Below are 20,314 nucleotides of genomic sequence, written 5' to 3'. Positions count from 1 at the left end.
AAAAGTTTCTAAAACCACCTCCCGGTTCGTACCTCACCGGACTCCTCCTTTTTGTAAGGAGGAGAGCTGATTTACATGATGCATAGATCTATACGTTTATAAAACTTCTTTTCGAACACTAAAAGGCAAAGCATAGCGACGCCCCGGGTTACCCAGTGCCCATCAATCCGGTGCAACATCAATTGTTCTTCGCGCGCTTCAGTTCCATGCACCGGCATAGCCAATGCCCGATTGTGAGTAAATTTAAATTGAGATGTTCGATGTTAAGTCAATACAATTCAACTTATCAACTCTTTCAACTTTTTCGACAGTTTAACAATTCGACGATTCGACAGCTGGCTTGTTGGGATGTTCGGTCAATACACCTCAACTCATCAACTAATAAACACTTAAACTTTTAAACTCTTTCAACAATTCAACAATTCGACGATTCGACAGTTATCTTGTTCGATCTATACATTTCAACTCTTCAACTTATCAACTCTTCAACTATTAAGCTCTTTCATCAGTTCGACGCCTGGACAATTAAACAATTCGGCAGTTCAACAATTCGACAGCTAACCTGTTTGGATGTGAGATGTTGCGATATTCAATACTTATCTGTTTAAACAATTCCGTATATTCGAGGCTGGAAAATTAAATTAACCGGCTGTTAGTGGTAAACAGCAAAAAGGAATAGTGAATGATTAAGGTTTGCGCCATTGCTTCAGGAAGTAATGGTAACTGTTATTATATTGGGACAGAGAAGGAGGCAATACTGGTGGATGCGGGAATATCGCGTCGTCAGATCATGAAGCGAATGAAAGAATTGCGTCTTGATATTGGGAGGGTCAAAGCTGTTTTTATCTCGCATGAGCACAGTGACCACATTAAAGGATTGCGTGTATTGTGTGATATGCATGGTATTGAGGCTTACCTGACGCGTGATACCCTGCAAAAGGCCCATCGCAATTATCATCCTCAGTCGGCACATGTGTTTAATGCCGGAGATTCGGTGAAAGTAGGTGCTTTTATGGTGCATTCCTTCAGTAAAAAGCATGATGCCATTGACCCCACAAGCTTTAGGGTTGAGGTTGAAGGACAGCATATAGGGGTAATGACAGATATTGGTGCTGCCTGCGATAAGACAAGGGAGCATCTGAGTAAATGTGACATTGTGTTTCTTGAAAGCAACTATGATGAACAGTTGCTCGATGAAGGTCCCTATCCCTATTATTTAAAGCAACGTGTTAAGTCTGATCATGGTCACCTGAGTAATAAACAGGCTGTTGAGTTGGTGGAAGAAATGGCGGGAGCCGGGCTTAAAACCATCTTCTTATCGCATATATCAGCGGATAATAACCGTGTGGAGATTGCCATGAATGCATTCAGGCATCTGTCAGATCGATACAATATACTGCCAACCAATCGTTATGCGCCTTCTGAGATCGTTACAGTGGGTGAAGAGCAGCTGGCATTGTTTGGATCCTAGGACGTGGGGATGTTGGGATGTTCTATGTGAGATGTTAGGTCAATACAATTCAACTCGTCAACTAATAAACCTTGTTGATTAATAAATAACCAGGCTGCAGCTGTTAAAAGCAAAAAGCAGGCAGCTATAAACACAAATAAATGAATTCAATAATACAAGCAGATCAACACTTTTTAGTACTGACCATGGTGGTGGCTGCAGCTGCTTTTGGAATCTGGTCAGAACATAAGAAATGGTTTGGGAAAGTGTCAGGTATTCTTGTTACCATGATTTCCATGTCATTGTTGGCCATGGCTGGTTTTGTGCCCGTTGGTTCAGGTACCGGCGTGTCGGTTCCCGTTTACGATATGGTGTTTGATTATTTTATTCCTATCTCCATTCCTTTGCTACTCTTCAGCTCCAATATCATTAAGATCATAAAGGAGAGTGGTAAATTGTTACTGGCCTTTATCATTGGTGCCGTAGGTGTTGTATTAGGCTGCTTTATCGCTTTTAGCTTTATTGATCTGGGCGAAGATGCAGGTAATACAGCCGGTGTTATTGCTGCTACTCTGGTGGGTGGAAGTATCAATTTTGTTGCAACGGGTGAAACATTAAACTTCAGCACCAACCCCTACTTTTCAGCTACCATAGCAGTCGATAATTTTGTCGCTAACTTATACGTGCTTTTCTTGTTTTTAGTACCCGCTTTAGCATTTCTGAATCGTTTCTGGTATAAAAAAAGCACAGGTGTTGAAGCTGTTGAGCAGGATGAGGAACAGGGAAGTCCTGTTACCATGGAGCGCATTGCCATATCACTCTTCCTGGCAGTGGCCATTGCTGCCGGTGGGCAATGGTTATCGCCTTATTTACAGAGTCTGTTCAATACCGACCTGAACTTAAGCATATTGCTTATCACCGTATTATCATTGGTAGTGGCAAATGTTATTCCATCGCGTTTGAGGCCATTGGAAAATACCGCTTTCACCATTGGTTTGTGGATGATGTATGCCTTCCTGGCCGTTATTGGTGCCTCAACGAACATATACGAAGTTTTAAAAGTTGGTCCGTCATTATTGCTGTTCTACCTGGTTATCATGTTCTTCCATTTCGTATTTTTAATGGCATTGGCGCGTTTATTCAAACTCAATGTGTATGAAGTGATCGTTTCGTCGGCCGCCAATATAATGGGGCCATCTGTGGCAGCGCCAATGGCAGCGTCACTGGGACAAAAACGCATGGTAACACCGGCTATATTGGTTGGTATTCTTGGGTATGTTATCGGTACCTTTATAGGAGTAAGCATTGCCCTGGCATTGTCCTGATCTAATTGAATACACTCATCGGATGGATAAATGCGTATATTTAGTCATCTGATGAGTGAATGATATTAGCAGCAGGCAATCCCGTTCCTGTCTCCGCAATCAGGCCTGTTGGAACACATAATAGCCTGAGTGATACCACACATTCCAATTTTTAGTTTAGCCATTCTGAATTAATTTTGTGCCAATGAATGATTCTCATGAATATCGCTTAGCAGGTATTGACCTTGCATGGAAAGGTGATCTTAATCCATCGTCAATCGCCATTGGCAGATTAATAGGACATGAACTGGTACTGGAGGAAATCCATTCAGGGGTGATTGGGCTTGACTCGTGTATGCAGGTTTTAGATACGGTTAAGGAATTGAGGGGTATTGCCATTGATGCTTCGCTTATTATTAACAATAGCGAAGGATACAGAAGTTGTGAGCTTGAGTTGAATCAACAGTACAGGTCCAGATGGGCCTCATGTTATCCAACCAATCTTAAGTTGTATCCTGATGCTTTTAGTGTGCAACTGTTTCACAGGCTTCAGGGAAAGGGATTCAACTACCTGAGTGGTGATCAATGGCAGATTGAATGTTATCCTCATGCCTCCATGATAGAAGTTTTCGGACTGGCCAAAAGGCTGAGCTATAAAAAAGGAGATGTGGCTGCTAAAAGAGAGGGGCAGAAGCTGTTGGCATCGCTAATAGTAAGACTTGAACAAGCTCAGGAACTCCAACTGATTATTCCTGAAGACAAACAGGCATCTGTCAATTACGATCACATTAATAGCCTGAGAGGCAAAGCACTGAAAAACAATGAAGACAACCTGGATGCCATCATATGCTTGTATACAGCAGGACTGTATGCCATAGGCTCCCGGGGGCTTACCTTTGGAGACAAGAAAGATGGTGCTATATGGGTGCCGCAAGGTAAGAGGGTGAGGTGATTCTGACTTATCAGATGTTTATAGAAGGTGATTGTTAGTCATCGCCTATGAGGGTTCTAAATATGTAGCCTTGCCTGAGCCTTGTCCGCTAGGGTATTGAATCCTGTATGATTTATGAATGGAGCCGAAATCGAATGGGGCGGGAAATTGCACATAGCCATGCTTGATGTTGTCATTGCTTCGAACCGATTGAAACAGCGATGATATCCCCTAATTGAAATTTACAACAAATCACGTCCAATAAGTGTGATTCGCGCTTCCTGATGACATAACAAACCACCCGGTACGAGATCCGTACGCTGGGTGGTGTAAGAGTTTATCCGATAGGCATTAGCTTATCGGCAGCCTACTTGATTGGGGCTGGGATTTGATTAAATAACTTTGTCAATTATAATTTGAGCATATTGTCATTTTACTTCTTAATAAATTTTTTGACGACTTCATGTCCATCAACCGATACAATTGATAAAAGATAAATACCAGAATTCAAATTTGAACAATCAATAATGTTATTTTGAGTATCAGTAATAAATTTTACAATCGTTCCATCGATATTACATATGCTTATCTCTTGAATATCTAATTCACATTTGATATTTAACTTATCAACAACAGGATTAGGAAATATTTTAATTTGATCAATATAGTTGTAATCAACTGATGTAGGAATGTTATTTTTCCAAAATATTTTATCAACAATTACACCCTTAGCAGGATTAATCTCTGTAGTATTATTTTTAAGTTTTATTACAACTTCGCCTTTATAATCCAGGTTTAACTCTACTTCTCGTCTGTAATCATCTATTTTTGTGTAATAAGTATATGTTCGGTCACCATTTAAGTATAAAATTGGCCACTCAAGGTGATCTCCTACTAGAATTTCAACTTTTAAATAACTAATACCTTCTGGTAGAGTGAATTCTAAATAGCCCTGTGGTGCTGTTAAAGGAACTTCATAAAGGAGATAATAAGAACTGGCTGCAGTATAAAAATCAACTTCAATATATTCGCCATTAGCAGTCTTAACATTAATTGTTTCATCTGTATAAGTGTTTGTGACCACTCCATATAGATTTCCTGTTTGGTCTTTAAAATCAATACTGTTTTCCTCTTGGGCTTTTAGTGCTGCGCATAAATTAATTAAAATACCAAAAAATAAAAGTGTTCTCATTTTTTTAAATTGTTAAATTGTTAAATTGGTTAATGATAATAATGGACTATATCCTTACTTTTATAAGATGCAATAGTCCTTATATCTAAATGAATAGTTCTTATTATGTAGTGCAATGCCTTGCTGAAAATATTATAATATACTGTATTTTGTTTAGCAAGATAATAAATTATCATGACAACAAAGTTGTCAGAGTACAAACAAAGAGTGATAAAATGATAAAGGATAAAACATAGTTGGAGGATGGTTATGGGCTTATAAAGTCATGGAAACGGGCATGCTGTGGTTTTATGCTTTGCTTTTATTTGAAAAAAGAGCATTTTGAATTGCTTGTATTTGGGACATAGTAATGGGGCATTATCTGATATTGAGACTATGTTATCATAAGTGGATAATCCATTCCATTGGGAAAGCAACTGTTTCGTAGTATGATTCTAGCTTTTGTTGCGCCTGCGGCATGCTATGCATTATGATATGTTGTTGTGGTGTTGTTATTTCTTATTTATATCCGTAAATCTTCAATCTATAGTTGTTTTTTTCATATTCAAAAGACCCAAGCGAATTCAGAATATCTACAATTATGTCCACATATTGAATCCGCTTTTTATAATTAAGTTCCGCCTTTTTATTATGTCGTCTGCAGAATACTAAATTGTCTTTAAATTCAATCCATTCTATTTCCTTAAAATTAGCTGGACCACTAGTTAATCCTCCATCAAGCAATCCAAATTTGGTAAAATTGTTTTCGTATGATTCCTCAAAACAGAAACCCAATTCTTTGTATATATGATTAGTCCTAACGTACTTTATTTCAAATTCGGCAATATCAATTTCATTATCAATCAGAGCATGAATTAATTTACTCCATTTAGAGTTCGACATAAACGAAGAGTCAAATTTTTTTATAGCATTATCAATTCGATTATTTATTTTTTCTAATTCATTCATTGTCTGCAATACTTATTGTTCCCGATTTCCAATCTCCTTCGAATAGATTTAATATTCAGAATTCTGCCCTTTTGTTGGAAATTCCTTTTCGAGATGATCAAGTCCTCTTCAAAGATAAGTGGTTTTACAAAACCTTTATCTGCCTATGAAATCCTTACAAACCTTCTATTTTTAAGGGCAACAATTGTCAAATTTTAATGGTCCTTTTTGATAACTAGTAGTAGTCAACCACTCTTGTAAAGATATATATATTACATCATCGCCACCTTAATATTGTCTATTGTTATTTTCCTTAATCTCCCCGCTGGCGCAGATTTCGCATCTGTGCCCTTAAAGAATTTACCTCATGATCAAATTGCATGGACACACTCTCAAGGCCGATAAACCATCATCAGTGTTTTATGTGCACTTCTGTCGCACTCGTGAGGTCGAGAATGGTGCAGGTCCTCCTTCAAAAAGCTAATCATTAGACGCTAATTGTTAGGTATTTCAATGTCATCGGTTAAAACTAATTAACTTACATAAAAGACTGAAGGTCTTAAACATCAAAACAAGGGGCATCGCCCCTTGAATTTGACAATAATGTAAATATCAGGCTGTAAGTCTGAAACAAAGTCACAGTTTAAGACTTTGACAGGATCGATTTTCAATTCAGCATTAGCTTAATAACATTGACCATGTGAGTATGATAACGATCCTGCACTTCGCGTCGTATATCACCCTTCAATTCAACTGGCGATCATCAAAATTTCCAGGTGATAACAACAAGAAATTGATTCCGTGAAATCAGACCGCTTTTTTGAAGAGGTGACGAAATGCGTTTGTTAAGCATCAATGAGACAGGTGATTAGGATGTATATTTGCTTACGTATTACTTATTTTTCGTACTTAAAAAAAGTAGTGTAATTACTAATTTTGCTGATGCGAGAAAGTTTTCTTAGACTTAATTTTGCTGGCTTAATTTGTTAATCAGTTAAAATGAGCTAATGAAGCTATCAGGAAAAAATGTTGAATACAATAGCCAGGCATTCAAAAAAGTTTTTGACCGTTTATACCCATCCATGCACATGGTGGCAACCCGCATTATGAATTGCGAAGAGAAAGGAAAAGACATTGCCCAGGATGCTTTTATTAAACTCTGGCAAAACAGGAACCAAGAGTTTGACAGCGAAGAGGCTTTAAGAGCCTATTTATATGTACTGATAAAAAATGCCTGCTTCAGCCAGATAAGAAGGGATAAAAGATTATCCATTATTTCAATAGAAAAAGGGATCCTGGTGGTTGAAAAAGAGATTAAAGATGAAATTCTTCGCGAAGAAACTTACCGTTTATTACACAAAGCTATTAATGACCTGTCACCCCAGGGAATGAAGGTTATTCAAATGGTAATGAGGGGATATACCAATCAGGAAATTGCTGAGGAAATGGGGGTGACCATTAATACCGTCAAAACAGTGCGCCAACGTGCTTATAAGACCTTGCGTGAAAGTCTTGACGGACAATTGTTTATCATTTTAATGGTGGCAATGATGAAAATTCTTTGATATTTTTTTTATCCCATATGTCACCCCTTTTCGAAAACCATTCGTTCTGTAGACTAAAAGATCGATCTCTGCATTAAAAAACCGGATTATTGGCCTCGTTTTTAATCGCATCAGCTTGTCTGACAATATGATGTCGATAGTTGTGCCGCGGAGTTGATCGGAGAAGTAGACTAAAAGTAGTCTGTATCCAATTCAGCACAATGTTAAAGTAAACGGCATTGTGCTTAAAACTAAATGAGACTACAGAGACAAAAATGGAAAAGATAAGAGAACATATAAAATACGCAAAGCTGCTGTCTGCTCATGTGATGGATGAGTTAGATGAGCAGCAGAAGGCGGAACTTCATCAATGGGAGAAGATGGCCGGCAACTCACAGCTTAAGAAAGAAATACTTAATGCTGATGCGTTTACCGATTGGAAAGAAGGCATCGATAAGCTTCAGCTTGACGATCACTGGATGCATTTTCTGCATGCCATGCAACAGGAGAGAAAGCAGGAGCGCAGTATTCCGGTAAGACTGTGCAAGGCAGCAGCATCTGTTGCAGCTGCTGTGCTGATTGGCTTTACATCGTTTTATACCTATCACCTGATGTTGGATGATCATAGCTGGCAAACAGTAGAAGAAGCTCATATTGTACCCGGAACCACCAATGCCTCCCTGGTCTTAGACAATGGCCATATTGTTGATCTAACTGAAAATGAACTATCCCATATTCAGGAAGGAGCTGTTTCCATTACAAACACTGAAGGTGTGTTGGCATACCCTTCAAAGAAACGAGTCGAACCCGGACCGGCAGCTACCAATACCCTGATTGTTCCAAGGGGAGGTGAATACCAGCTGGTGCTGCCCGACGGAACTCAGGTTTACCTAAATGCTGATAGCGAACTAACATACCCCGTTACCTTTTCCGGAAACAAAAGAAAAGTGCTACTGAAGGGTGAAGCCTACTTTGATGTGCTAGCTGACCAAAACAGGCCTTTTATTGTTGATTGCGGAGACCAGTCCATAGAGGTAATGGGTACTGCCTTTAATGTATCGGCCTATGAAGGAGACGATGCCATTGTAACAACGCTCGTTGAGGGCCGTGTAACGGTGCAAACAACGACAGGTGATGAGGTGGCATTTGATACATTGATGCCCCATGAACAGCTGGTTGTAAACAGGAAAAGCGGACAAAGAAACAAACAGGAGGTGGATACCGGGATATACACGTCGTGGAAAGACGGTCGCTTTATATTTAAGAATGAAGCCCTGGAGGTATTTATGGGCAAGCTGGCCCGCTGGTACGACGTTGAAATTATTATAACTGATGATCGTGTCAAAAATATAAGGTTCACCGGTGACTTACCGCGCTATAAAGAAATGTCGAATATCTTAAAAATTCTGGAGGAAGAAACATCAGTATCCGTTGACATAAAGGATAACAAAATTATTTACGTATCCCGCTAAGGAAGTAGAACAGGAGGATGTTGGCGCACCCTCCTGCAAGCATGTACCCTTATCAGGAATACACTAATTATAAACACCTACAAAGTTATGAAAAAAAACAAAGTATTAATGGCCGTCCGCCCGCCTGGCCGACTGCCTAAAGCATGGTTGACCATTGTTTTGCTCTTTTCTGCAGTACTGTCTGTTTCAGCAGACTCCTATTCGCAGAGTAAGCGTATGAGCCTGAGTGTAACCGATCTTAGTCTGGCCAACCTGTTTGAGAAGATCAGGGAGCAGAGCGACTATAGTTTTTTCTATAATGAAGAAAACATAGAGCATCTGCAGACTGTAAGCATCGATAGAACAGATGCCACAGTTGAAGAAATACTGAATGAAGCGCTTGACAATACCGGCCTGACCTATACCATGGTGGATGATGTGATCATTATCAAAGCCAATGAGGAGTCGGTAAATGCTCAACAACAACCACAAAAAATAACCATCAGGGGAAGCGTTACCGACAGAAAAACCGGTGAGTATCTGCCTGGTGTTAATGTGGTGGTAAAAAACAGTGTATTGGGTACGGTAACCGATATGAATGGTGAGTTTGAAATTACACTGCCGGAGCTCAAAGAGGCACTAGTCTTTTCGTTTATAGGCTTTCAGGAGAAAGAAGTGCCCCTGGATGGGAAGCACCATATACTAAATGTGCAACTCGATGAGGAAATGCATGAGCTGGGTGATGTGGTAGTGACAGGTTACCAGGTGATTAATAGGCGAGAATCGACTGCCTCCATTGAAGTAATTAAAGCTGATGATCTGGATAAGATCGGTTCATTAACAGTGGACCAGATGCTTGAGGGAAAAGCAACTGGTTTAATGGCAACACAGTTAAGTAGCACGCCGGGAGCAGCTTCCAAGATCCGAATAAGATCTGGGGGCACGTTTACAGGCTCAAGGGCACCACTTTGGGTGGTTGACGGAATTATCTATGATGACCCGGTTGATTTGACAGCTGATGATATTAATAGTTTTGACAGAGTTAACCTGATCGGGAATGCGTTAACAGGACTGAATCCGCAGGATATTGAAAGTATTAATGTGCTAAAAGATGCGGCTGCAACAGCCATTTGGGGTACAAGAGCGGCCAACGGTGTTATTGTGGTTACGACGAAAAGGGGAAAAGTTGGAAAGGCCACTTTCACTTACAGTGGTAGTTCAAGTGTTCTGATCGCTCCCAGTTACAGTGATTTTGATCTGATGAATTCAAGAGAACGCATTGATGTTTCAAGAGAAAGGCATCAGCGTTTTATTGGTTATAGTGAAGCTTTGGTATCCTATACGGGTTACGAAAAAGCTTTATATGATTATAGAAGCGGAACCATCGATTACGATGGGTTTAAAAGCGAGGTGGCCCGCTATGAAACAATGAATACCGATTGGTTTGATGAGCTTTATAGAACCGGAATAAACCAGAGTCATATGATCAATCTGAGTGGAGGTTCAGAGGAAGTACGCTACTATTATTCGGTTGGTTACGATAACCAAAAAGGTATTGAGCCGGGTGTTGGGCTTGATCGCCTGACGGCCCGGGCCAATGTTAATATTGATGTGGGGTCAAAACTGAAACTGGCATTTAGTATGAGCGGAAGTGTACAAAACCAGGAATTAAATCATCCCAACATCGGCAATGTATTTGATGAGGCTTATTATAACAGCAGGGCACTGCCCTTTAAAAATGAGGATGGTTCATTACATTATGTTGAGACTATTCTAGCAAGAGGCACCACTGGCTACCAGGTTATTCCGAATTATTATAATTTTCAAAATGAATTGAATCATTCAGGCAATTCAGTAGAGAACAAGGATTTTAACCTTAATGTTACGCTGAATTATAATTTGGCAAAAGGCGTTCGCTTAATGGCTACCGGGTCGTACCGTACAACCACCAATGTACAGAATAGCTATATTCAGGATAATACCGCTTATATGGCCGAGTTTAGGGGATATTTTTATCCGGAAGATTTGGATGAGTTGTTTGTTAAAGCAAATGGCTCAGTGCCTTTTGGTGGCCTTTACACTACATCGAATACAGGGTCTAATTCATACCGTGGTAATGTAAGGTTAAACCTTAGTAAAACCATCTTTGATCATCATAATTTTAATGTGGAATTAGGCTACGAGCTTAATTCAATGCAAATGAAAGGCTCGAGTGGCTGGATAGCACCTGGTTATGATCACAATCAGGGAAGAACATTTATTTCAATACCAGAGGTATACCCGCAGCCAGGGAGTGCTGAAATTGATGAAAACTGGCCCTATTCATATATGGTTACGTGGTTAACAAAGGATCGGGGACCCTTTGATATATACCCGAGCATAACTGACCAATTGACCAATCAAATGTCGATGTTTGGTTTGTTCTCATACCAGTACAGGGGTAAGTACATTATAGGAGCCAGTGTTCGAAGTGATGGTTCCAACCAGTTTGGCCAATACGAACGCTACAAGTTTAGGCCTACCTGGTCAGTTTCAGGTCGTTGGAATATTCACAGGGAAACATTTTGGGGTGATAACAGCTTTATGGATGAGTTAGCACTGCGTGCTTCCTATGGTTTCAGGGGAACTCCGCCAGGTGCTCTTCCTTATATGTTAATAGAAGAGTATACGTATAATGCCACAATGGATGAAGATATTGCACAAGTTAGCTCCATGCCAAATGCCAACTTAACCTGGGAGCAAACTTCTACTATTAATGCAGGGCTTGATTTTTCTCTTTACCAGGGACGCTTAAACGGTAGTATGGAAGTGGCTTACAACCAAGGTAAAGATTTGATCATATCACGTGATATTTCATATGTAAATGGTTTGCAAACTCAATTGATCAATGGTGGGAAAAAAGAAGATTATGCCTATGAACTGAGTTTAAGGGGTACTCCTGTTAAAAGTCAAAACTGGGGTTTGCGCTTTGGTGCTAATGCAACATGGCTGCAGGAGGTAATACTTGAAGGTAATCAGATTTCAGCTTATGATTTGGATGTAAACGATTACCTGAATGGAAATATTTACGAAAGTGGCCATCCCATAGATGGTTTTTATTCGTACCAGTTTGACGGGCTTGACGAACAAGGTTTTCCTAAATATAAAAATCTTGAGAATACCGAAGGGACAGCAAATGAACTATTGAGTGAAATATTAACTTATTCAGGAAGACGATCTCCACAGGTTTATGGTGGGTTCAATGCCGAAGTGAGGTTCAAGCGTTTCACAGCTAATGCTTCGTTTTCGTATCAACTGGGTCATCATATTCGCTTACTGGATCTATACAATGAAAATCAAAGCATGCCACTACCGACCGAAAACCTACATGCCGACTTTAATGATCGTTGGCGACAACCTGGTGATGAAAAGTGGGCAGTAATTCCGACCTTAAGTAACAACCCCTTAAGTATAAGTGAATCGACTAATTTATCATATGTTGTTGCATATAGTAATCTGGTACCATACCTTTCAACTGGTTGGAGTTTGTATGATCTGAGTGATATACGTGTTGTAAGGGGGGATCATATCCGATTACAAGCCATAACATTAGGATACAATGTGCCAGAGAAAAGCCTGGCAAAGTTGGGACTGAGAAATATGAGATTGAGTGGAAGCATGTCGAACCTGGCGGTATGGGCATTTGATAAACGTTTAAAAGGACAGGACCCTAACCAGGTACAGGGTGTAGGAATGCCAATGTTACCAACGTATACATTTGCCTTAAATATTGGGTTCTAAAGTATATCCTATGATTTTTAAGGCATCGGATAATATCTCTATTGAATAGACAATTGAAATTTAACTTTTAGACAAATGAAAAAATACATATTAATACTGCTTCTATCCTGCCTTCTTTTGGGTTGCAAAGATTTTCTTGAAGAAGTGGATCAGGATAAGCTGATACCTACCACCACTGAACATTATGCTGCCACCATGTTAGGCAAGAACAGCAGATTTCTGGCAGAGTTTGAAGACTTAATGACTGAATTCATGACGGATAATCTTGATGAGTATCCTGTTGCTGCAGACAATACTAAAAGAGGTAGTAAGACTTTATATACATGGCAAAGGGAAATTGAACTTGATGATGTCGGAGAACACGTAGAAACAAATAATACCTGGGAATCAAGTTATAATAAGATTGCAATTTTCAATTATATGATTGAAATGGTTGAAGATGCCATTGGCGAACAGGATGAAAAGGATTATATAATAGGTGAAGCCTATTTTTTAAGGGCTTATCAATACTTTATTCTTACAAATCTGTACGGGGTGCCCTATAATAGCTCTACAGCAAACATTGACCTGGGCGTACCATTAAGACTGGGCACCGGCCTTGAGCAAACATACAACCGTTCAAGTGTTAAAGAGTGCTATGAACAGATTATAAGGGATTTGGAAACAGCCAGAGAATATATTGAAAAAAGTGGAGTAGAAAAATCGAAATGGCACCCAACGGTATCAGCCTGTGATCTTTTATTGTCACGAACCTACTTGTACATGGAACAGTGGGATAAAGCTGAGCAATATGCAACAGCCGTTATTGAATCCAATGACTTGCCTTTTATGAAGGAGAACAGTGTTTATATTGCAGAAAATAAAGCTGGTGTGCTCTTTTCTTATGGAGAATCAGTTTCGTACAGTTTTAATACTCAATTAGACATAGGGGGATATCGTGTTAGTCAGGATTTAATTGAGCTTTACCATCCCGATGATAACAGGTTAGGGAATTTTTTCTATGAAGCCCCTGGAAAATTGTTTAAAGTCTATTATCCTTCTAAAAGAGAGATGTCTTTTACTTCACTTGGAAAGAGTAATTTGCATGTAACTGAAGCGTATTTGAACCGTGCTGAAGCAAGGTATAATAATGGGGGCGATGCAGCGAGTGATTTACGCACTTTGCTAGAAAGTCGCTATAGTAATAAAGGTTCCATTGTAATAGAGGAAGGTCCTGAACTACATATGCAGATACTAACAGAGCGGCGAAAAGAGTTATGTTTTGAAGAACAGCATCGATGGTTTGACCTCAGACGTATGAAAGACCGCCCAACAATTGGTCATTACTATTCGATAACTGATAATAGTGGTAGAATTTCCAGTACACAATATTATGAATTACAACCGGAGGATTTAAACTATACCCTGCCTATACCATTGTATGAGCGGGATAATAATCCGCTGATACGTAACAATGAACGAATGGATAAGTTGCCGGTAACCTATTGATATATAGTTTATCGGAAGATCTGTCTATGCAGTCGTTCTGGTAATTTTAAGTTTTATATCTAAAAAAAAATATTAATGAAACAATATCTATATATATTAGGATTAATACTATTGTTCAGTTCCTGTGAAAAAGAGGAAGCATTAAGCCCATCCGGTTTAGATGAGGTAGCTCCCAAATCTGAGGAAGTGGATATGACAAAAGATCTTATTGCCAAGTGGAATAATGATTATGGCGTGAAAATATGCTATGACTTTGATGTCAAAACCGACTTTATGTTTGCATTGCAAGAACGTCAGGAGCTTGACACATGGAAAAAGGATACCCTAAAGCTGTTTAATGCTGAAAGCATTGATTATGGGCTAAGAATGCTTGATTCTATGGTGCTTCGTTTTTTTAAGCCCCAACTTGAGCTTAATGGAAAGATGATTGCTAATGATTTTATTAAGAACTACTTTCCCAGGCATATATTTATAGTAGACAGTATTGGCTCAAGTTCAACCAATTATAATTCGTATAGCCATGGTCCGTATATTCATGAACCAGATAACTATGAGTATTATGGTCATTATTATTCGATTTTACAAAATGGTTATGAGCCGGCCTTTGCGTTTAATTATGAAAGTCTTCATGGACTCGATAAGGATGCCGTAACGGGTATTAAAAAATACCGCAACTCCATGTTATACTGTTTTATTTCCAGTTTGTTAATTGAAAAAAAGGCGATTGACCTCTTGCCTGCCGAACTGTTTGAGCCGGTAGCAGCTTTGTATTTGGAGGATGTTGATGATTTGGCAGAAGAGGAAGATGCACCAGTTTGGGACAGATTTGGATGGGGGAATGAAAGATATATGTATTATGAACCTCAATGGTACATAAACAAGGGTTTAGTCCTGACAAACTCGTCGCCTGTTGCTACAAAGGTATATGGTAATGTAACCATGTATACTACTATTTTAGGATTAGACTCACCCAAAACCATTCCGGATAAAGAAAGGGATGTTCGTAACCTCTTGCACCTATTAATCTACGAAACAAATACAGACAACCTGGAAAGCTATTATACAGGTAAGGTTATTGTGCAACGAGTGAGACTGATGATCGAAGAACTGTATAAAATGGGAATTGATATTTATGAGATCAATCCTGCTGCCAAACACTTTTTCGACTATAATTTTGATTGGGAATAGGGTTTGAGTCTTCATAGCAATCCACGGTGTTCTTTCTTGTGACACCGTGGGAATATTATAGACTGGCGCTGGTAGTTATTACCAAACGTCTATTAATAAGATGATAATAACTTAAACGAGCAATGTGATTTTTTTAAGATGTAATCTGTTAATGGCGGGTTACTATGAATCAAAAAATAATGTAAAATGAAAAAAATAATCTATATATCAATAGCATTACTGGGTATACTATATGCTTGTCAGGAAGACCCGGCCTTTCCTGATCCGGGTTTTGATACTACTTCTGATGTGAGTGTAACAGTACGAAGAGATACTATTGACCATTATTACATAAAAGGTGATATGAAAGTGCCAAATGGTGTTAATAAAATAGAAATATTAAATGGTCTTACCTACGAGGTGATTGATGAAGTGCCGGATTACAATGGGCAGCAAATATTTCAGTTTGAGTACAAGGTTGATTTAACAGCTATTACTGATTCTGACTCAACTCTTTATTACACCGTGAAGATCATTGACAATGATCTGCGTACCTATAATAAAGCCTTTTCAATTGAGGTGAAGCGCTTTTCTGAGCCAACTATTAGCATAAATGGTTTAAGCGGAAGTACTTTGGGTGTGGTAAGTCAGGTGTTTGAATTGAGTGCCCAATTTGAAACAGGCCTTTACAATATGGAACGATATAAAGTTATATTTGACGGTAAAACCATTGATCAGGGATTCTTTGAAAAAGATACGGCCTTGTATGATTATTCATTTGTCTGCAATGAGCCTATGGTCAAGAATCAAGACTACACCTTAACCATTGAACTTGAAGATGAGCGAGAAGAAGTACGGTCTCAATCAATATCGGTAGTTATGGTTGATATGAAAAGACCTGTTAAGGTATTCAGGTTGAATGAATGGTATGGTGAAAAATCTTTAAGTCGGGAGTTTAATATGGCTTATAATTTTGATAAACCCTACTTACTGGATAGTATCTATGGGTATACTATTGGTAACACTGCAACAGGTAAATTATACAGACCTATTACTTATAAGTTTTACCATAACGAATTTAATATGGTTGAACGTGTGGAATCCTGGTGGGGTGATCCTGAAGACGATTATGCAACTGAACTAAGGGAGATGTGGGCCTATGAATATGATGAAAAACAGCGCTTAACCCAAGTTTACGACCTGGATGAGGAGTCAGAATATGACGTTGAAATATTGGAATGGCACGAGGATGGACGGGTAAAAACCTATCGTAGGGATCCCCATCGTGGTGGTATTGCTATGGAGTTACCTTATGTACAGAATGCAGCGGGTGAATTTTTACATGCCGACTCCTGGTTGTTAAGAACACGATCGATTATCGTTGAATATTCACCCATACCAAATCCGTTACATTACAAGTATTTGCCGCCGTTTTATCCCGATTACAATACGCGCTATCTCGATTTGGAGATACTTTTAATGCAGAAATACGGAGTAGTAGAAGTTCAGGAATATAAGGATGAGTTTGGATTTAATCATGATTTATATGTAGATCAAATTCCGGAAATTATTGGCGCTTATGCTACGGATAGCAATGGTAATATGACTATTAATTCTTTAAAAGACTATAATAGTTACTCGGAAGAGTATAATTTGTATGAAGAGTATTCTTTTATTTATGAATAACACGAAGTAGCACAATAAAAATTAAAACAAAAGGTAGCTTGTATTGATTGAAACGTTGTTTTAAGTGCCACTGAAAGATCATGTAAATTTGTGAATGGTAGATTTTCTGCACACGTTATTACTCCTGTATATTGGTGTATAGAAGTGATGCGGTGAGTGTTTCAAAGTGGAGGAATAGAAAGCGTCTAATAATGATGGGTCCAATCTTTTTATTCACTAAGCTTCAAGGATAGTAAATCAAACCCAGCTTCACTCTCAGTATTTTATTCAGTGTTATAGAGCAAACAATATCATAATGATCACATACAAATAGAGCTTGCTTGTCATGGTGCCCATTAGAATTAAAGCTAATAGCATCAGGCAGGTATGTTAATCACCTAAATCTCACCCTCTATGTCGCTCATCGCGTCGGAGTGTTTTCTACTGCTTACCCGGGGTCTTAATGGCTTCGGGTGAGTCAGTAGACATAATATCAAACGTAAAGAAATAGAAGGATATACTTTGTCGCGCCGACAAGCGTATCATCAAATTGTGAAAAAATGAAATCACTAACAACAGTAGCCCTTTGTTTAATTGCTATTAGCATAAGTGCCCAGGGTATAAAGTTCACCAAGGGAGAATTTAAAGAAACCCTTGCTAAGGCAGAAGAACAGGATAAACTCGTCTTTATCGATTTCTACACCCAATGGTGTGGACCTTGCAAGTCCTTAAGCAAGCATGTTTTTACTCAAAAGCAGGTTGGAGAGTTTTTTAATCGGCATTTTGTGAGTATTAAGATGGATGCTGAAGCAGAAGGGAAAGAGCTGGCTCGCAAAAATAAGGTGAATGCTTACCCTTCCTTGCTGTTTTTTAACCCCCAGGGAGAAGTTTTACACCGTGTGGTAGGTGCTATTAGTGCTGATGAGTTGCTTAGCGAAGCACAATATGCAATGGATGCAATTAGTGACCCGAACAGTTTTCTGGAGTTGAAAAAGAATTATGCAGCAGGAAAAAGTGATCCAGAGTTCCTTAAGCGATACATTCAGGTACAAAAGCAACAAAAGGAAGCACCTTATGATGCTATTAACGACTACCTCAAAGTACAAAAGGACATGAAGGAAAGCTATTTCGAGATGATGGAGTTTTTACTTAACAACAGGAGGTTCCTCATTTGTGGAGGTGAGGCAGAGCGCATTTTGGATGCTAATTACGATGAGTTTTTTGACATTGCCACCCGGCGTGAAGAGGAGACACTCAAACAACTGAAGAAGGATATGATAATGCGCACAAGGCAGTACGCACTCGCAAATAATGATAGTAAGACCTATGAGTTATTTATGGAGCGTTGGAATAGACAAAATCCGAATAGCGATGGCTTAATAAATAATGATTATTGGACCATTGAGTTGCTGGAGTTGAAAGGAGAATCAAAAGCTCTTAAAAAGCAGGCCAGATTATATTTAAATGAATTGCTAAACACCCGGTCGGTAAAAGATATACAAGCCAAAGATAAAGCGGCCTACGATGCCTTTTGCGAAAAAAACAAAAGTCAGGCGGGCAGTTACATTATAGAAGCACAGAAAAAGCGTTTACGTTACGCTAATGCCGAGCAGATTACCTCCATACTGCTAAAGGTAGCAAAGTCATACCTTTCAGCATGTCGCTCCAAGAAAGACTGTAAGGCAACCGCCCCTTGGATAGATTATGGAAAGCAGTTAATGCCAAATGATTTTCGTTTACCGTCGTTTGAAGCAGATGTTTTGTTTGTACGGAAGCACTACCATGAGGCCATTGCTTTAAAAGAGGCAGCTTTAAATATGATGTCCTCCAATGACAGAGGCAGGAAAGTGGTAAAAACAGAACTTGAACAAATGCGACAAGCATTATAAATAAACAGAATCCTCGCTATGGTGTCGTTCATATCTCGGCAAGGGATGATGTCGTAGTGATTCCCCAGCCCATCCAGTGCCTTTTTGTCATTGGGTGGGTGTTTAAATGCATGGAGTCAGATACCGAACAGGCAGTCGCATAATGGTGAATGGAATTGGTTTAATACCAAAAACTTCTCCCTGCTTGCCGTTGGCCGGCTTATAAAATGGTTTAATAAACAAACGATGAAAAATACAATAACGCTGGCGATACTGTTATTTGCAGTAACGCAATTAAGCATTAGTCAGGGCATCAGCTTCGAAAAAGATGGTTTTAATGCTGCCTTTAATAAAGCACAAGAAAGTGGTAAGATATTATTTATTGATGCCTATACCACCTGGTGTGCCCCTTGTAAATGGATGGAAAAAAATACATTTCTGGATGAACAAGTTGGACAATATTTTGATGAGCATTTGATTGCCATAAAAATAGATGTTGAAAGAGGCAATGGCCCTGACATACAAAAGAAATATGCCATTGTGGGGCTTCCCGGTTACGTGTTTCTCGACTCAAAAGGAGTGGTCTTATTACGCGAGAAGGGCTCAAAGTCAGTTGATGCTTTTATGAAGCTTGTGAAACAAGCCAAGGAATATGCCGACGACCCCAACAATATTGGGCGGCTTGCCGAACGTTACAAACTGGAAAAGGACAATGAAGAGTTGGTCGCACTGTACCTGGATAAGTTACATGAAACACGCGCAGTTAATTATACGCCAGTGTTAGAACATTACTTGAGTATACAAACCACAATGCAGGGGTCAGACAAGGAAATGGCTTTATTATTGGCGAAACATGCCAAGGCCATTATCTACGGAGGTAAAGCAGATCGTATTATTCAGGAAAACTTCTTAAGTGATAACTGGCGACAGGTGGTACGTAAAGATATTCGTCAGACCTATCAATCTTTGTCAAAGCAACTGGAGCAACAAACTTTTGAATATGCAGTGCAGGAAAAGGACTCTGCTTTAATAGATGTCATTCTTGAAAGAGGAAGCAAAAAAGAAGGTAAAGCCCAGCAGTTACTAACTAGTTATTATTACCAGACAGGAAATGGCGCAGCCTATAAGGCACTTCAGCTGCCTGTTATTGAGAGGTTCTACAACAGCTTAGACATTGCCCATTTAAAAAGTACATATAATGCAAGAACAGTTATTAATGGCGCTTCCAATGGAAGAATCATTATTACAGCTGCCGCACGCAAGTCGCAAGACCTTATGAGAATGGCCACTGAATTTGCACGATACATTGAAAGTGACCATGAAAAAGAGCTGATACTTAAATGGGCATATACTGTTTATGACCTTATGCCCGATGAGGCCACCAACATCGATTTTTATGCCAATGTTATGTATCTGTATGGCGATAGAAAGCAGGGCATTGAGCTAAAGGAAAAGTCGATTCAGTTAAATACAAATGATAAACGAAAAGAGGTGTATCAAAACCAGCTGAGTGATATGAAGGCCGGTAAAACCATTGTTTTGTAATT

The 20,314-nt window shown here is 39.2% G+C and carries 13 protein-coding genes; 11 read left to right on the top strand and 2 right to left on the bottom strand.

Going from position 1 to position 20,314, the window contains the following annotated elements; all coding sequences use genetic code 11:
* The first annotated feature begins 682 nt into the window (after positions 1-682).
* The 3 genes from ACRD69_RS11110 (at position 683) to ACRD69_RS11100 (ending at position 3,706) form a co-directional block, all read left to right on the top strand.
* Positions 683-1,471, top strand: coding sequence for an MBL fold metallo-hydrolase (locus tag ACRD69_RS11110; protein ID WP_430815157.1), 789 nt, complete (start codon positions 683-685; stop codon positions 1,469-1,471).
* A 140-nt stretch (positions 1,472-1,611) separates the two neighbouring features.
* A complete protein-coding gene (locus ACRD69_RS11105) occupies positions 1,612-2,775 on the top strand; it encodes a DUF819 family protein (protein WP_430815156.1) in 1,164 nt (387 codons plus the stop codon).
* Positions 2,776-2,959: 184 nt separating this feature from the next.
* Positions 2,960-3,706 (top strand): DUF429 domain-containing protein, encoded by a 747-nt coding sequence (locus tag ACRD69_RS11100; RefSeq protein WP_430815155.1) that lies wholly within the window; start codon positions 2,960-2,962, stop codon positions 3,704-3,706.
* Positions 3,707-4,118: 412 nt separating this feature from the next.
* Here the strand turns inward: ACRD69_RS11100 and ACRD69_RS11095 are convergent, their stop codons facing one another.
* Together ACRD69_RS11095 and ACRD69_RS11090 are read right to left on the bottom strand one after the other, a co-directional pair.
* Positions 4,119-4,877, bottom strand: a complete 759-nt coding sequence (locus tag ACRD69_RS11095; RefSeq protein WP_430815154.1) for a T9SS type A sorting domain-containing protein — start codon at positions 4,875-4,877, stop codon at positions 4,119-4,121.
* Between the two features lie 498 nt (positions 4,878-5,375).
* Positions 5,376-5,825: a DUF6678 family protein gene (locus ACRD69_RS11090; protein WP_430815153.1), complete on the bottom strand. Its 450-nt coding sequence runs from the start codon at positions 5,823-5,825 to the stop codon at positions 5,376-5,378.
* Positions 5,826-6,811: 986 nt separating this feature from the next.
* Here ACRD69_RS11090 and ACRD69_RS11085 point away from each other — a divergent pair.
* From ACRD69_RS11085 to ACRD69_RS11050, 8 genes are all read left to right on the top strand, one after another.
* A complete protein-coding gene (locus tag ACRD69_RS11085; protein WP_430815152.1) occupies positions 6,812-7,369 on the top strand; it encodes an RNA polymerase sigma factor in 558 nt (185 codons plus the stop codon).
* 254 nt (positions 7,370-7,623) lie between these two features.
* The gene (locus ACRD69_RS11080; protein ID WP_430815151.1) at positions 7,624-8,820 is read left to right on the top strand and encodes a FecR family protein; all 1,197 of its coding nucleotides are present in this window, start codon (positions 7,624-7,626) and stop codon (positions 8,818-8,820) included.
* 87 nt (positions 8,821-8,907) lie between these two features.
* Entirely contained in the window at positions 8,908-12,579 is a 3,672-nt protein-coding gene (locus tag ACRD69_RS11075) for a SusC/RagA family TonB-linked outer membrane protein (RefSeq protein WP_430815150.1), read from the top strand.
* Positions 12,580-12,654: 75 nt separating this feature from the next.
* A complete protein-coding gene (locus tag ACRD69_RS11070; protein WP_430815149.1) occupies positions 12,655-14,067 on the top strand; it encodes a RagB/SusD family nutrient uptake outer membrane protein in 1,413 nt (470 codons plus the stop codon).
* A gap of 75 nt (positions 14,068-14,142) precedes the next feature.
* Entirely contained in the window at positions 14,143-15,255 is a 1,113-nt protein-coding gene (locus ACRD69_RS11065) for a hypothetical protein (RefSeq protein WP_430815148.1), read from the top strand.
* Between the two features lie 186 nt (positions 15,256-15,441).
* The gene (locus ACRD69_RS11060; RefSeq protein WP_430815147.1) at positions 15,442-16,920 is read left to right on the top strand and encodes a hypothetical protein; all 1,479 of its coding nucleotides are present in this window, start codon (positions 15,442-15,444) and stop codon (positions 16,918-16,920) included.
* 539 nt (positions 16,921-17,459) lie between these two features.
* Complete coding sequence (locus tag ACRD69_RS11055) at positions 17,460-18,788, top strand: thioredoxin family protein (RefSeq protein ID WP_430815146.1); 1,329 nt, start codon at positions 17,460-17,462, stop codon at positions 18,786-18,788.
* A gap of 225 nt (positions 18,789-19,013) precedes the next feature.
* Positions 19,014-20,312 (top strand): thioredoxin family protein, encoded by a 1,299-nt coding sequence (locus ACRD69_RS11050; protein ID WP_430815145.1) that lies wholly within the window; start codon positions 19,014-19,016, stop codon positions 20,310-20,312.
* The last annotated feature ends 2 nt before the right edge of the window (positions 20,313-20,314 follow it).

Origin of the sequence: Carboxylicivirga agarovorans (genome assembly GCF_050589845.1) — a bacterium.
GTDB classification, from domain to species: Bacteria; Bacteroidota; Bacteroidia; order Bacteroidales; family Marinilabiliaceae; genus Carboxylicivirga; species Carboxylicivirga agarovorans.
The sequence above is the reverse complement of the archived record's forward strand: the minus strand, read 5'-3'. Positions and strand labels throughout refer to the sequence as shown.